Raw genomic sequence first — 14,049 nt, forward strand, 5'->3', positions numbered from 1 at the left:
ATGGCCGAGGTGCGCGCGAAGGCACGCAGGGAGTCCGTGTTCGCCGAGCGGTTCGCGGTCTTCGCCGAGTGTCTGCTGACCGGCGTGTGGATCGCGGTGGCCTCACTCGGAGTCGTCACGTATCCGGCCGCCTTCGCCGCAGGGGCCCGGCACCTGCGGCGCCGTACCACCCACCAGGGAGGAGGCTGGCGGGAGTTCGTCCGGGACTTCCGGACGGCCGTGCGCGGCGGCTGGGCCGTGGGGCTTGCCGGGTGGGTCGCGGCGGCCTTGGTGTGGGTGGATGTCCAGGCGGTGCGCGCCGGGCTGCCCGGTGGCCCGCTCGCCGGGGCGGTGGGGCTGTTCGCGCTGCTCGGCACCGTCGTCGCCGGGATGCGCGCGGCGGCCGTCTGGGCTCCGGGCGCCACCTGGCGAACCCTGTTCGCCGCGGCCGGCCGGCGTACGGTCCTCGACCCGGCCGGTTCCTTCCTGCTCGTCGGCGGAACGGTCCTCGTCGCCTGTTCCGCCCTGTTCATCGCACCGCTGGCGGTCCCCGTGCTGGGGGCCGTCGCGGCGGCGGCCGTCGCCGTGGAGGAGCGGTACCGGCAGCGCTGACGCGTAGGTGCCCGCCCATCGGCCCGGCGCCCCGGGCGCCGCCTCTCTGTCATGTCCCTGACCATCGCACCGCGTGTGAAAGGAAAGCCATGTCGCCCATTCCCCGCAGGTCCCTCCTCAAGGCGGCCGCCGTCGCCGGAGCCGCCGCCCGGTTCAGCTGGACGCTGGGGGCCCAGGACGCGCAGGCGGCGCCGAGCGGCGCGGCGGCCGACCCCGACCCGGTGACCCTCGACTGGCTGGAGGATGGCGGCCTAGGCGCCGCACCCGGGGCCACCGTCGGCGTGCCCTGGCCCATGGGCGCGTACCAGGAGGATCAGACCTTCGCCGTCACGGACGCCGACGGCAAGGCCGTGCCCGTGCAGTCCTGGCCGCTCGCCCACTGGCCCGACGGATCCCTCAAATGGACGGCCCACGCCGTGAGTTCCGGCTCCGGCAGGCTCACCCTCGAGGCCGGCACCCCCGAGGCCCCCGGTAAGAAGGTCACCGTCGACCAGAGCGGCGGCACCATCGGCGTGTCGACCGGCGTCATCACCGCGAAGATCGGCAGATACGGCTCCACGATCATCAAGTCCGTCACCCGCGGTTCGACGGAGATCGCGAAGAACGGCCGGCTGGTGCTCATCCGCCAGCCCGAGATCGAGGACGAGGACCAGGGCTCGGTGAAGACCGAGCGCTTCGACGGCGCGATCTCGTCGGTCACGGTCGAGCAGGAGGGCCCGGTCCGCGCCGTCGTCCGCATCGACGGCAAGCACCGCAAAGGCAGCCGCGGTTGGCTGCCCTTCTCCCTCCGCCTCTACTTCTACGCCGGCGCCGACTCCTTCCGCATGGTGCACACCATCACCTACGACGGGAATCTGGAGCCGGGCAAGGCAAGCGGCGATTTCATCCGCGGGCTCGGCGTCCGCTTCTCCGTACCGATGCGGGACGCCGCCTACGACCGGCACATCCGCATCGGCGGCGAGGGCACCGGCCTGCTGCGCGAGGCCGTCCAGGGCATCACCGGACTGCGCCGCGACCCCGGCGCCGCCGTGCAGGCCGCCCAGTACGAGGGCAAGAAACTGCCCGACCCGTCCACCTGGGACCAGCGCGTCACCACCCGCCTCCAGTACATCCCGCACTGGGGCGACTACACCCTCTCCCAGCTCTCCGCCGACGGCTTCACCCTGCGCAAGCGCACCAAGAAGGGCTACGGCTGGATCGGCGCCGGCGGCGGCAAGCGGGCCTCCGGATTCGGGTACGTCGGCGGGGCGAGCGGTGGACTCTCCTTCGGGCTGCGCGACTTCTGGGAGAAGTTCCCCGCCCAGCTCGACATCCGCGACGCCCACACCGACGAGGCCACCATCACCCTCTGGCTCTGGTCGCCCGAGGCCCAGCCCATGGACCTGCGCTTCTACCACGACGGCATGGACCAGGACACCTACGCCGAACAGCTCGAAGGCCTCAACATCACCTACGAGGACTACGAGCCGAAGTTCGGCACCCCGTACGGCATCGCCCGCACCTCCGAACTCCTCTTCTGGGCCAACGAATCCACCCCGAGCGCCGAGACCCTCGCCGAGCAGGTGAACGCCGTACGTGTGCTGCCGCAGCTCGCCGCCCCGCCCAGGCAGCTCATCGGGGCCAAGGTCTTCGGCCCCGGTCTGTACTCCGAGCCCGACCGCTCCACCGCCGCCAAGGCGAAGATCGAGGACCACCTCGACTTCCTCTTCACCTACTACAAGGACCAGGTGGAACAGCGCCGCTGGTACGGCTTCTGGGACTACGGCGACATCATGCACACCTACGACTCCGCACGGCACGTGTGGCGCTACGACATCGGCGGCTACGCCTGGGACAACTCCGAGCTCTCGCCCGACCTGTGGCTCTGGTACGCGTATCTGAGAAGCGGCCGGTCCGACATCTTTCGCTTCGCCGAGGCCATGACCCGGCACACCGGCGAGGTGGACGTCTACCACCTCGGCGAGTGGGCGGGCCTCGGCACGCGGCACGGAGTGCAGCACTTCGCCGACAGCGCCAAGCAGCAGCGCATCGCCAACACCACCTACCGCCGCTTCTACTACTTCCTCACCGCGGACGAACGCGTCGGCGACCTCATGCACGCCAACGTCGACTCCGACGAGACGTTCCTCGTCCTAGACCCGCAGCGCAAGGTCCGCACCGCCCCCTACACCCCCGACCGGCACGCCCTGTCGATCGGCTTCGGCACGGACTGGAGCGGCCTGGTGTCGGCCTGGCTCACGGAGTGGGAACGCAAGGGACCCAAGTGGGAGAAGGCCAAGGCGCGCGTACTGTCGACCATGGAAGGCATCGCCGCCCAGCCCAACGGCTTCGTCCAGGGCAGCGGCCTGTACGACCTGGACACCGGCAAGTTCGCCGTGGCGGACACCCCGGTGGTCTCCGTGTCCCACCTGTCGGCCGTCTTCGGCCTGAACGAGCTGTGCGCCGAGCTGATCCACCTGGTCGACATGCCGAAGTTCAAACAGGCCTACCTCGACTACTGCCGCTACTTCAACGCCACCAAGGCCGAGCAGAAAGCACGCTACGGCTCCGACTTCGGCTCCCTGCTGCTCTTCCAGGGCCACTCGCGCCTCGACGCGTATGCCGCCGTGCAGACCGGTGACCAGGCGCTCGCCCAGCGGGCCTGGAGCAAGTTCTACAGCTCCGACGGCTACACCGAGTCCTCGCCGTGGAAGACGGAGAAGCTGAGCGGCCCCGCCACCCTCGTGCCCGGCAGCGAGGCGAGCTGGGTGTCCAGCAACGACACCGCGCTCTACGGTCTCGCGGCCATCGAGAACCTGGCCCTGCTGGGCGACAAGATGCCCTCGTAGGACACGGGCGCCCTCGTAGGACGTGATGGGGGAGCGCCGTCGCACAGGCGGCGGCGCTCGTCCCCGAGTGTGGGCCGCGTCACCATGCGGTGCACGAGTACGCGTACTCAGTTGACCGGGGCCGGCCAGGGAAGACTCGGTCCATGGACTGGACCCACTACCGCTTCACCAGCCTCTGGTCCCTGCCCGCACCGCCGACCGCGGTGTACGCGGCGCTGGAGCGACCCGAGGACTATCCCCGCTGGTGGCCACAGGTGCGCTCGGTCACCCGACTCGACGGCGCTACCGGCGTCATCACCATCCGCTCCGTCCTGCCGTACGACATGACCTTCACCGCCCGGGAGACACGGCGGGACCCGGCCGCAGGCGTCCTGGAGGTCGCCATGTCCGGCGACATCGAGGGCCGGGCGCGCTGGACGGTCACCCCGCACGGGTCCGGCACCCTGGCCCGCTACGACCAGGTCGTCGACGTGCGCAAGCCCCTGCTCAGGCGGCTCGCCGTGCCCGGACGCCCCCTCTTCCGCGCCAACCACCGGCTGATGATGCGGGCCGGGCGGCGCGGGCTGCTGCGGTACCTGGAAGCGGTTTGAAGGAAGCCCGCGGGGACCTGTATTGTTCAGTGCGTTCCCGGGCGATTAGCTCAGTGGGAGAGCGCTTCGTTCACACCGAAGAGGTCACTGGTTCGAACCCAGTATCGCCCACCGGGAAAGAGCCGGTCCGCAACAGCGGGCCGGCTCTTTTGCTGCCATGGGGGGGCGTCTTGACAACGGAACGGGTAAAGGGCGCAGCGAGAGCCGACGTGGAACCGCGTCGGCGCAGGACCCGCAGTCTGATCGGGGTCGTCGTCGCCGTGCTGCTGCTCGGCAGGTGTCGCGGCGGTGTCCTGGGCCGGCGGCAACACCGAGCGCGTCACGACGATGTGGGTCGGCGCGCGGATCTCCGCGGACGGCAGCGCCCGGATCACCGAGGTCATCGACTACGACTTCGGCCACGACGGCAGCACCCGGCACGGCATCTACCGTGACCTGCCGGACCTGCCCTACGACGAGGACGAGGCCGAGGTCTCCGCCACCATCGACGGCCACCGCGTCCCCTGGGAACTCACGGTCGGCGACTACTACCTCGAGCCGAACGGCCACCGTGAGATCGCCACCCGCATCAAGGTGGGCGACCCCGGCCGGAGCGTCAGCGGCCTGCACCGCTACCGCATCCAGTACAAGCTGCGGGACGTCGTCAAGAAGGGCAGGCTCGCCTGGGACGCGGTCGGTACCGGCTGGCGAGTCGACCGGCTCCACGTCGAGATCCATGCCGTGACCCCGTACGACCTCACCGGCCCGCGCTGCGTGCACGGCACCGACGGCTCCGAGAAGAGCTGCACGACTCAGGAGACCGAGCCCGGTCACCTCACCGCCAAGCTCGACAGGCTCAAGGGGAAGGAAGGCCTCACCCTCTACGCCGCCCGCGCTTCCGACGGCGCCACCGGGCAGGCGGCCCTGCCCGCGCCGCCCACCGGCAAGGCCATCGGCACCACCGTGACCTATCCGGGGCGGGTCGCACTCAACGCCATGGGCCTCGCTCTCGCCGCCGCGCTCGTCACGATCGGGCTGCTGCGGCTCGCCGGCCGCGACCGGCCCGCGCCGGGCGGGACCGACGGGAACCCGGCGGCGTCCGACCGGACCCCCACACCCCCGCAGGGCCTGACCCCGGCGCAGGGCGGGATCCTGCTCGCCGAGCGGGTCGACTCCCAGCACCAGGTCGCCTGGCTGCTCGGCGCGGCCGCCGACGGCCACCTCACCATCGGAGGTCCCGGCGGTTCCCCGACCCTGAGACGCCGCACCTCCGGCGACGAGCCGACCGACCCGGTCACCAGGGAGATCCTGCGCCAGATGTTCGCGGGCCGCGGGCAGCTCACCCTGGGCCGGTACGACTCCTCCTTCCGGACGGGCTGGTCGACGCTGCTGCTACGCCTGCAGGAGTGGCAGGCGGGGGCCGGTCTGTGGGACCCGGCCGCCGCACGACGGGCCCGCGTCAGTCGGCCGGTCGGCATCGTCGCCACCCTGCTCGGCCTCGTCGCCACCGTGACGGGAGGCGTCCTCGGGGGCGGCCGGCACGCGGCCGGCACCCCGGTGTTCATCGCCGGCGCGATCGCCTTCGGCGCCGGCCTCGGACTGTGGCTGCGGGCCTGGGAACTGCAGCGGCGCACCGCCGAAGGCAGTGCTGGGCGGCAGCGGACCGAGGCCTTCCGCAGGTACCTCGCCGACCCCTCCGCGTTCCCCGACCGGGAACCGCTCGACGACCACCAGGTACGGCTCTACACGGCATGGGCGGTCGCCCTCGGCCTCGGCTCCACCTGGCAGCAGGCCGTCGAGGCGGCCACCGTCCCCACCCGGCACCGCTCATCGCCGGCGGTACGGTTCGGGCCCGGACTGGCCGTCGGACTCGGCGTCGCCTCCACGCGCTCGCACACGGCGCCCTCCGCGAGCGGTTCGAGCGGCTCCGGCAGTTCCGGCGGCTGGAGCTCGGGCGGCTCCGACGGCGGACTCGGCAGTGGCGCGGGCGGCGGTGGCGGTGGCTCCTGGTGACCCCTCGCGCGCAGGAAACAGGCGGAACCTCATCGGTTCTGGCAACCCCCGCGTCCGCGACATGATCCGCCGGACAGGCCCTAAGCCGCCATCGGCATCTCCGGCCGCAGCGGCCAGGACTGATCGACCGTCTCCTCCGAGCCGCTGCGCGCGAACCACGCCTGCAGACCACGCGCCTGCGCCGCGTGCCAGTTGGCCTGGAGGGTGTGCAACTCGGCCGGGGACAGCCGCTCCAGCCGGGTCGCGAAACGGCGCCCCACCGCCCGTACGACCTCCAGCGCCGCCACCGCGTCCGCCCCCGCGTCGTGCGCGCCGTCCAGGGTCACGCCGTAGTGCCCGCACAGGTCCGTCAGGGTGCGGCGGCCCTTGCGGTAGCGGTCGAGGTGCTTGTCGAGGACCCGCGGGTCCAGCACCCGCAGCGGCGACGCCTCGAACCAGCGGTCCAGCGAGGACGCCCGGTGCCGGCGCAACTCCCGGTCCAGCAACGTGAGATCGAACGGCGCGTTCATCACCACCAGCGGCCGGCCCAGCGCGGCGTGCTCCGCCAGCTCCTCGGCTATCTCGTGCATCACCGGCGCCGGCCAGCGGCCGTTGCGCTGCAGATGCTCGTCCGTCAGACCGTGCACCGCCGTCGCCGCCTCGGGCACCGGGACACCCGGGTTCACCAGCCAGCGCGTCACCCGGGGCCGGGTGCCCGGGGCGTCCTGGACCACGACGGCGGCCGACACGATCCGGTCGGTCTCGACGTCCACGCCCGTCGTCTCCGTGTCGAAGGCGGCCAGCGGCCCCTCGTACCAGCACGTCATACGACCACAACTCCTCACCCACCGAAGGCAGCTGACATGCCGTCTTCTGCCTGTTTGGTGATACCCGGGCTGTTTGCGCCGTACGCCGGAAGGACACAACACCAGTACGGGTCTTTGCAGTTCAGCGGCCCTGGGCGGGAAAACACCTGGCGTGGAAGGCTCTTGGTCATGGCGATAGCGCAGCCCGAGCGGGGCGGGCTGCTGCCCGAACGCACGGGCCCCCTTCGCGGCACACTCGCCACCACCGCCTGCATGGAGACACTGCAGGTCGGCTATCTGCACGCGGTCGCCGCGGCGGCGGGCTGCTCGCTGTCGCAGCCGTTCCCGGACAACGGCATCGACTGGCACGTCAGCCACAGCGCACCCGGGCACACCATCGACGACGAGGTGACCATCAAGGTGCAGCTCAAGTGCACGTACCAGATCGCGCCCAACCCTCCGGGCCGCTTCTTCTCCTTCACCCTCGACAACGACCACCTGCGCAAACTCGCCCGCACACCGGTCTCGGTGCACAAGCTCCTGGTCGTCATGCTCGTGCCGCGGTCCCAGGACGACTGGCTGCGCGCCGGCCACGACCGCCTCGACCTCAGACACTGCTGCTATTGGGTCAACCTCGCCGGCCACCCCGTCACCGGGCGGCACCGGACCACCGTGCGGATACCGACCTCGCGCATCTTCGACGACCGGGCGCTCTGCGAGATCATGACGCGGGTCGGGACAGGAGGCAGACCATGACGCACCGCCCCCTGGGCGAGCCCCCGCGGCAGTTCAGGCCGCATCCGGACGGCCCTGCCGCCGCCCCCTGGGACCGTCCCCCCGAGCCCGCCGGCGTCGACCCGGCCGTGCTGAGCGCCCTGCTGCACCGGCACGGCTGGCAGCGGCGCGGCGGAGCCGCCGGACGCTACGGCCGCTGGACCCCGCCCGGACCGGGCGGCAACGGCACCAGCCTGCTGGTACCCGAGAACCGTGCCTTTCCCGACAGCGACGACCTGCTCGGAGAGGCGCTGTTCGCCCTCGCCCGCAGTGGCACTCCCTCCGCCCGCGAGGTGCTCCTCGCCCTCACCGTGCCGAGCGACGAGATCCACTGGGGGCGGGACGTGCCGAGCGGTCCCGCGGGCGCCGCTCCCTGGGCCGTCGAGGAGCGGCTGCGCACCGCCGCCCGCCAGATGCTCCTCGCGGCCGGACTCGCCACCCGAGCGCGGGCCGGCTACCACGGCGCCCGGCACCGGCGGTCGGCCGCCGCGCTGCTGGACGACGTCCTCGTCGGCCCGGCCGCCTCGGGCCGCACCCTCACCGCCTTCGTCCCCGTCGGCACCGCACGCCCCCTCGCCGTCCGCCTCCACCAAGCCCTGTACGCCGCCCGCGAGGCCATCGACTACCAGCGGGCCACCGGCGGAATGGACGCCTTCGACGGCGCCGTCGAGGCGGGCGTCAGCCGCGAGCTGACCGACGCCCTCATCGCCCTCGTGCAGGGGACCGAGGGTGCCCGGATCGCCGTGGATTGGGCGCCGGCCGTCGGCGTCCCCGAGGGCTGCGCGGCCTCGGCCGAACCCGTCGAGTTCTCGCCCGGCGACCTGCCCGCCCTGCGCGAGGCCGGGGCCCGCTATCTGCGCGAGGAACCCTCGGTCCCGGTGCGGATCACCGGAACGGTGGTCCGGATGCGCAGGTCGGGACCGCGGGGCGAGGGCACCGTACGCCTACGGGTGATCGACGGCGCGGAGGTGCCGCATGTCCGCGTCACCCTGGACGAGGAGGACTACCGCACCGCCGGGCACGCCCACCTCGTCGGACTGCCGGTGCGGGTGCACGGGCGGCTGGAGAGCAGGGGCGGCTTCCGCAGGCTCACCGGCGCCTGCGGGGTCGTACCGGTACAGGTGGACGACGCCGAGCGGGACCAGCTGCTGAAGTCCCTCCATGAGAACCTCGACTTCTTCGAGGAGGCCTGCGGAGCCGAGGACAGGCCCTGACCGTTTCGCGGTCGGCCGTCCGGGGTCGGTACGATCGCGTAATGCGCGCGCTCCTGGTATGGCGCCGCACCCACCTTCAGTCAGGAGAGACCGGTGTCAGACGTCCGTGTGATCATCCAACGCGATTCCGAGCGGGAAGAGCGCGTGGTGACGACGGGCACTACGGCTGCGGAGCTGTTCGCCGGCGAGCGGTCGGTCATCGCCGCGCGGATCGGGGGCGAGCTCAAGGACCTCACCTACGAGGTCCGGGACGGCGAGAGTGTCGAGGGCGTCGAGATCTCCTCCGAGGACGGCCTGAACATCCTGCGCCACTCCACCGCGCACGTCATGGCGCAGGCCGTGCAGGAGCTCTTCCCCGAGGCGAAGCTGGGTATCGGCCCGCCCGTCAAGGACGGCTTCTACTACGACTTCGACGTTGAGAAGCCGTTCACGCCCGAGGATCTCAAGGCCATCGAGAAGAAGATGCAGGAGATCCAGAAGCGGGGGCAGAAGTTCTCCCGCCGTGTCGTCACCGACGAGGCCGCCCGTGAGGAACTCGCCGACGAGCCCTACAAGCTGGAGCTGATCGGCCTCAAGGGCTCCGCCGCCGTTCAGGATGGCGCCGACGGCGCGGACGTCGAGGTCGGCGCCGGCGAGCTGACGATCTACGACAACCTGGACGCCAAGACCGGCGATCTGTGCTGGAAGGACCTCTGCCGCGGTCCCCACCTGCCCTCCACCCGGCTCATCCCGGCGTTCAAGCTGATGCGCAACGCGGCCGCCTACTGGCGCGGCAGCGAGAAGAACCCCATGCTCCAGCGCATCTACGGCACCGCCTGGCCGTCCAAGGACGAGCTGAAGGCGTACCTGGACTTCCTCGCCGAGGCCGAGAAGCGCGACCACCGCAAGCTCGGCAGCGAGCTCGACCTCTTCTCGATCCCCGAGCAGATCGGCTCCGGCCTCGCCGTCTTCCACCCCAAGGGTGGCGTCGTCCGCCGCGTGATGGAGGACTACTCGCGCCGCCGCCACGAGGAGGAGGGCTACGAGTTCGTCTACACCCCGCACGCGACCAAGGGGAAGCTCTTCGAGACGTCCGGGCACCTGGACTGGTACGCCGACGGCATGTACCCGCCCATGCAGCTCGACGAGGGCGTGGACTACTACCTCAAGCCCATGAACTGTCCGATGCACAACCTGATCTTCGACGCGCGCGGCCGCTCGTACCGTGAACTGCCGCTGCGCCTCTTCGAGTTCGGGACCGTGTACCGGTACGAGAAGTCGGGCGTCGTGCACGGCCTGACCCGCGCCCGGGGCTTCACGCAGGACGACGCGCACATCTACTGCACCCGTGAGCAGATGTCGGAGGAGCTCGACAAGACGCTTACCTTCGTCCTCGGACTGCTCCGTGACTACGGTCTGACCGACTTCTACCTGGAGCTCTCCACCAAGGATCCGGAGAAGTTCGTCGGCTCCGACGAGGTCTGGGAGGAGGCCACGGAGACCCTCCGGCAGGTCGCCGAGAAGCAGGGCCTCCCGCTCGTGCCCGACCCGGGCGGCGCCGCCTTCTACGGGCCGAAGATCTCCGTCCAGACCAAGGACGCGATCGGCCGCACCTGGCAGATGTCGACCATCCAGCTCGACTTCAATCTGCCGGAGCGCTTCGACCTCGAGTACACGGGGCCGGACGGTGGCAAGCAGCGCCCGGTGATGATCCACCGTGCCCTCTTCGGCTCGATCGAGCGGTTCTTCGCCGTGCTGCTCGAGCACTACGCGGGCGCCTTCCCGGCGTGGCTCGCCCCGGTCCAGGCCGTCGGCATCCCGATCGGGGACGCGCACGTCGAGTACCTGGAGAAGTTCGCGGCCGCCGCGAAGAAGCAGGGACTGCGGGTCGAGGTGGACTCCTCCTCGGACCGTATGCAGAAGAAGATCCGCAACGCCCAGAAGCAGAAGGTGCCCTTCATGGTCATCGCGGGCGACGAGGACATGTCGGGCGGCTCCGTGTCCTTCCGCTACCGCGACGGCTCGCAGGAGAACGGCATCCCGTTCGACGAGGCCATCGCCAAGATCGCGAAGGTCGTGGAGGAGCGGACGCAGGTCTGACAGCCGCGCTCGAGGAGAGGCCCGCGGGGAACTTTCAGTTCGCCGCGGGCCTCTCCTCGTCCTCGTCCAGGGTGAACCGCTGCATCAGCCACGAGGAGAACGACCCCGTCACCGCGCCCAGCAGGGCCAGCCCGCAGCCCATCAGGACGACCGCGACCAGCCGCCCCGGCAGCGTCACCGGGACGGCGTCGCCGTAGCCCACGGTGGACAGGGTGGCGGCCGCCCACCACAGCGCGTCGCCGAACGTGCGGATCGTCGTCCCGGGGGCCGCCCGCTCGAAGCGGTACACCGAGAGCGCGCAGGCGAAGCCGAGCAGCACGGCCGACAGGCCCGCGTACAGCATCACCCGCGCCTGCAGGGACCTGCGGGGCCGACCCGGGCGGCGCTCCTGCAAGGCGTCGTAGACCCGTGCGATCCGCACCGGCCGCAACAGGGGCAGCAGCACCACCACCGTGTCCAGCCAGTGCCGGCGGACGAAGCCCACTCCCTCCCCGCTCAGGCGCCAGCGCACCGCGTAGTCGATGACGAACAGTGCCCAGCAACCGGCCAGCACCGCCAGAGACAGATCGGGCAGCGGCTCGGGCAGGTTCTCGCCGAGGACCCACACCGCGTACGAGCCGAGATAGAGCAGGGACGCCACACCCAGTGGAAAAGCCACCCGCTGTTCCCAGCGGGCCGTACGGCTGTCGTCGTCCATGGCCACAGCTTCGCCCTGGACCGCTTCGCTTGAGCCCCGGCGACACGCCGGGATCGGGCGAAGCCATATGCTGCCTTGCATGACGAGTGAGCCGGAACAGCAGATCGGAGTGGGGACGCAGGACGCGTTCCAGCGCCTGTGGACACCCCACCGGATGGCCTACATCCAGGGCGAGAACAAGCCGACCGGCCCGGGAGCCGGCGACGGCTGCCCCTTCTGCTCCATCCCGGCCCAGTCGGACGAGGACGGGCTGGTCGTCCGGCGCGGTGAGCACGTGTACGCGGTGCTCAACCTCTACCCGTACAACGGCGGTCACCTGATGACCGTGCCGTACCGGCACGTCGCGGACTACACGGAGCTCACCGCCTCGGAGACCATGGAACTGGCCGAGCTGACCAAGCAGGCGATGACGGCCCTGCGCACCGCTTCCGGCGCGCAGGGCTTCAACATCGGCATGAACCAGGGCGGCGTGGCGGGTGCCGGTATCGCCGCCCACCTCCACCAGCACATCGTGCCCCGCTGGGGCGGCGACACGAACTTCATGCCGGTGGTCGGCCACACGCGAGTGCTGCCGCAGCTGCTGGCGGACACCCGGAAGATGCTGGCGGAGGCCTGGCCCAGCGTGTGACGGCAGCGGGGGATCCCTGGGGGCGGCTGCCCCCAGGGACTACGCCTCGTAGAGATCCGCCTTCTTCGGCGTCGGGTCCTGCACCTGACCACTGAGGAACGCCGACCGCGCCCCGAACTTCTCCACGTCCACGCCGTTCTCGCGCAGCACCCGGATCGCCGCCGAGTGCACCACCCGCAGGACCGGCGTGGCGGCGCGCAGTGCGTCGTCGGCCATGAAACGGTGACGCCACGGCTTGTCCGCCCACACATGCCGCAGCCCGAACGGCTCGGGCAGCGCCAGCGTGCCGCCGAGCCAGTTCAGCAGCGGCGGGTACCAGGTCAGCGGCGCTCGCGCGGTGAGCCGTACCACCTCGTCGGCGTCGACCAGCGGCAGCTTGATCGTGCGCGACTCCCAGGGCTTCAGGGACTTCGGAACCGACTTCGTCGGCGCCTCCGGCTTCGAGGTGAACAGGGAGTGCACCGGCCCCAGCGCATGCCCCGTCACCTCGATGCGCAGCGTCTCGTGCAGCACGGTCACGGTGATCAGCATGGTGATGATCAGCTGGCCGTCCCACAGTGTCCACTGGACCCCGAGGTAGTGCCGGTCGCCGCTGCCGAACTGCTGCTTGTTGCAGATGTCCTGTATGGCGTGCGACTTGACCTGGTACGCCTCGACGTCGGTGCCCTCCGGCCGGGAGACGGCCGTGGCGTTCTCGCCGATCGGCGTGACGATCCAGTGCCGTATCGAGGGCTTCGGGAAGCCTCCGGTGTTCAGCGGGCCGCGCTCCAGCAGGCTCAGCTGGTCGTGGATGGCGCGGATGACGTCCCAGCTGCGGAACGGATGGATCTCCCGGGCCGGGTCGGCCGGGACCAGGTCCTCGGCGAGCTGCCAGGCGCCCCAACGGGTGCCCATGCCGAGTATGCCCTTCGGCCCGGCGTAGAAGACGGAGTTCGACTGCTGTTCGGCGCTGAGCTTGGCCAAGGACTGGCGCAGCTGCTCGGCGGCGGTCTGAGCGGGGCTGCTGGGGACCGACTCGGGGATCTTGGCGCCGACGCTGCTGCCGGCGAGCAGACCGGCCCAGCGTCCACGCAGGTCATGGGCGGTCTGCTCGCAGATGCGCTTGGCCCAGAACCAGCCCAGCACCGGGGCCACCGCCGCCGCGCGTCCGTACCAGGCCCAGAACCCGTGGAACGGCATGCGCACCAGGAAGAGGGCGGCGAGCGCGCCCACCGCCACGAGCAGGGTGGTGCCCAGGGCGCCGGCCCGCCTGTCGTTGAGCTTGGCGATGGTGGAGCGGATCTGGAAAACGAGCAGCCAGACCAGGAGTCCGGGCAGGAAGAGCAGGCCGCACAGCACCATCACGGCGGTCAGCCGGTTGTCGCGGTCCCGGCGGATGGTGTTCGCCGCGAGGCAGTGCTCGACGACGACCTGGGGTTCGGTGCCGAACGACTGGATGAGCGCGGCGCGGCCGGGAGCGAGCATGCGGTCGACCACGGACCGGGAGAACGCCTCACCGAGATTCGGCTTGAGCAGGGAGAACACACCGTCCTTGACGGTCGACTCGTGCCACTCGCCGTTGGCCTTGAGTATGTCCGTGACATCGCTGTCCCGGTAGGCCGCCGAGGCCAGGGCGAACGTCGCCGCCTGGCTCTCGTCGCCCGAGATGGGCACCTGTGGCCCGTCCCACTCCGTTCCCACCGACATTCCCGCCCCCGATCGCCGCGGCCCCGCTCCTGCGGCCTTCCCGACTTCCTTGGTCCGCACACCTGTTGATCAGGACACATGGTGATCACGTGTCTGCGTGTTGATCACCTCACCAGCGTATCGGCAGGCACCGACATCCGTCGGCGGACGGCCGAAGCCGCCCGCCGACGGGGCAGCGCCCGCAG

11 protein-coding genes and 1 tRNA gene are annotated in these 14,049 nt (G+C 71.0%); 9 read left to right on the forward strand and 3 right to left on the reverse strand.

What is annotated here, in order from left to right:
- The 5 genes from ACFYZQ_RS17995 to ACFYZQ_RS18015 all read left to right on the forward strand — a co-directional run bounded on the left by ACFYZQ_RS17995 (window position 1) and on the right by ACFYZQ_RS18015 (window position 6,001).
- Entirely contained in the window at window positions 1-591 is a 591-nt protein-coding gene (locus ACFYZQ_RS17995) for a hypothetical protein (protein WP_389148101.1), read from the forward strand.
- An 89-nt stretch (window positions 592-680) separates the two neighbouring features.
- On the forward strand, window positions 681-3,419 hold the full coding sequence (locus tag ACFYZQ_RS18000; RefSeq protein WP_389148104.1) for a Tat pathway signal sequence domain protein: 2,739 nt from the start codon (window positions 681-683) through the stop codon (window positions 3,417-3,419).
- Window positions 3,420-3,562: 143 nt separating this feature from the next.
- On the forward strand, window positions 3,563-4,009 hold the full coding sequence (locus ACFYZQ_RS18005; RefSeq protein ID WP_389148106.1) for an SRPBCC family protein: 447 nt from the start codon (window positions 3,563-3,565) through the stop codon (window positions 4,007-4,009).
- A 39-nt stretch (window positions 4,010-4,048) separates the two neighbouring features.
- Window positions 4,049-4,120 (forward strand) — tRNA-Val (locus ACFYZQ_RS18010).
- A gap of 177 nt (window positions 4,121-4,297) precedes the next feature.
- The gene (locus ACFYZQ_RS18015; RefSeq protein WP_389148109.1) at window positions 4,298-6,001 is read left to right on the forward strand and encodes a DUF2207 domain-containing protein; all 1,704 of its coding nucleotides are present in this window, start codon (window positions 4,298-4,300) and stop codon (window positions 5,999-6,001) included.
- An 80-nt stretch (window positions 6,002-6,081) separates the two neighbouring features.
- Here the strand turns inward: ACFYZQ_RS18015 and ACFYZQ_RS18020 are convergent, their stop codons facing one another.
- Window positions 6,082-6,807 carry a 3'-5' exonuclease gene (locus ACFYZQ_RS18020; RefSeq protein ID WP_389148112.1) on the reverse strand — a complete coding sequence of 242 codons (726 nt, stop codon included), beginning with the start codon at window positions 6,805-6,807 and terminating at the stop codon, window positions 6,082-6,084.
- 168 nt (window positions 6,808-6,975) lie between these two features.
- Here ACFYZQ_RS18020 and ACFYZQ_RS18025 point away from each other — a divergent pair, with 168 nt between their 5' ends.
- The 3 genes from ACFYZQ_RS18025 (at window position 6,976) to thrS (ending at window position 10,853) form a co-directional block, all read left to right on the forward strand.
- Complete coding sequence (locus ACFYZQ_RS18025) at window positions 6,976-7,542, forward strand: DUF4365 domain-containing protein (protein WP_389148115.1); 567 nt, start codon at window positions 6,976-6,978, stop codon at window positions 7,540-7,542.
- Window positions 7,539-8,774, forward strand: coding sequence for a hypothetical protein (locus ACFYZQ_RS18030; protein WP_389148118.1), 1,236 nt, complete (start codon window positions 7,539-7,541; stop codon window positions 8,772-8,774). The genes ACFYZQ_RS18025 and ACFYZQ_RS18030 overlap by 4 nt, the downstream gene beginning before the upstream one ends.
- Before the next feature lie 93 nt (window positions 8,775-8,867).
- Window positions 8,868-10,853: a threonine--tRNA ligase gene (gene thrS, locus ACFYZQ_RS18035; protein WP_389148121.1), complete on the forward strand. Its 1,986-nt coding sequence runs from the start codon at window positions 8,868-8,870 to the stop codon at window positions 10,851-10,853.
- Between the two features lie 34 nt (window positions 10,854-10,887).
- Here thrS and ACFYZQ_RS18040 read toward each other — a convergent pair whose 3' ends face one another.
- Window positions 10,888-11,550, reverse strand: coding sequence for a potassium channel family protein (locus ACFYZQ_RS18040; protein WP_389148124.1), 663 nt, complete (start codon window positions 11,548-11,550; stop codon window positions 10,888-10,890).
- Between the two features lie 67 nt (window positions 11,551-11,617).
- On the opposite strand from ACFYZQ_RS18040, the gene ACFYZQ_RS18045 reads away from it, so the two are divergent.
- On the forward strand, window positions 11,618-12,178 hold the full coding sequence (locus ACFYZQ_RS18045; RefSeq protein ID WP_389148127.1) for an HIT family protein: 561 nt from the start codon (window positions 11,618-11,620) through the stop codon (window positions 12,176-12,178).
- A gap of 39 nt (window positions 12,179-12,217) precedes the next feature.
- Here ACFYZQ_RS18045 and ACFYZQ_RS18050 read toward each other — a convergent pair whose 3' ends face one another.
- Window positions 12,218-13,864 carry a hypothetical protein gene (locus ACFYZQ_RS18050; RefSeq protein ID WP_389148130.1) on the reverse strand — a complete coding sequence of 549 codons (1,647 nt, stop codon included), beginning with the start codon at window positions 13,862-13,864 and terminating at the stop codon, window positions 12,218-12,220.
- Window positions 13,865-14,049 lie beyond the last annotated feature (185 nt).

Origin of the sequence: Streptomyces sp. NPDC001843 (genome assembly GCF_042891955.1) — a bacterium.
Taxonomy (GTDB): Bacteria; Actinomycetota; Actinomycetes; order Streptomycetales; family Streptomycetaceae; genus Streptomyces.

Coding starts and splice junctions, on each gene's coding strand:
- ACFYZQ_RS18045 (WP_389148127.1), top strand. CDS start 11,618: ATGCTGCCTTGCATGACGAGTGAGCCGGAACAGCAGATCGGAGTGGGG.
- ACFYZQ_RS18025 (WP_389148115.1), top strand. CDS start 6,976: ATGGCGATAGCGCAGCCCGAGCGGGGCGGGCTGCTGCCCGAACGCACG.
- ACFYZQ_RS18020 (WP_389148112.1), bottom strand. CDS start 6,807: ATGACGTGCTGGTACGAGGGGCCGCTGGCCGCCTTCGACACGGAGACG.
- ACFYZQ_RS17995 (WP_389148101.1), top strand. CDS start 1: ATGGCCGAGGTGCGCGCGAAGGCACGCAGGGAGTCCGTGTTCGCCGAG.
- ACFYZQ_RS18030 (WP_389148118.1), top strand. CDS start 7,539: ATGACGCACCGCCCCCTGGGCGAGCCCCCGCGGCAGTTCAGGCCGCAT.
- ACFYZQ_RS18005 (WP_389148106.1), top strand. CDS start 3,563: ATGGACTGGACCCACTACCGCTTCACCAGCCTCTGGTCCCTGCCCGCA.
- ACFYZQ_RS18000 (WP_389148104.1), top strand. CDS start 681: ATGTCGCCCATTCCCCGCAGGTCCCTCCTCAAGGCGGCCGCCGTCGCC.
- ACFYZQ_RS18050 (WP_389148130.1), bottom strand. CDS start 13,864: ATGTCGGTGGGAACGGAGTGGGACGGGCCACAGGTGCCCATCTCGGGC.
- ACFYZQ_RS18040 (WP_389148124.1), bottom strand. CDS start 11,550: ATGGACGACGACAGCCGTACGGCCCGCTGGGAACAGCGGGTGGCTTTT.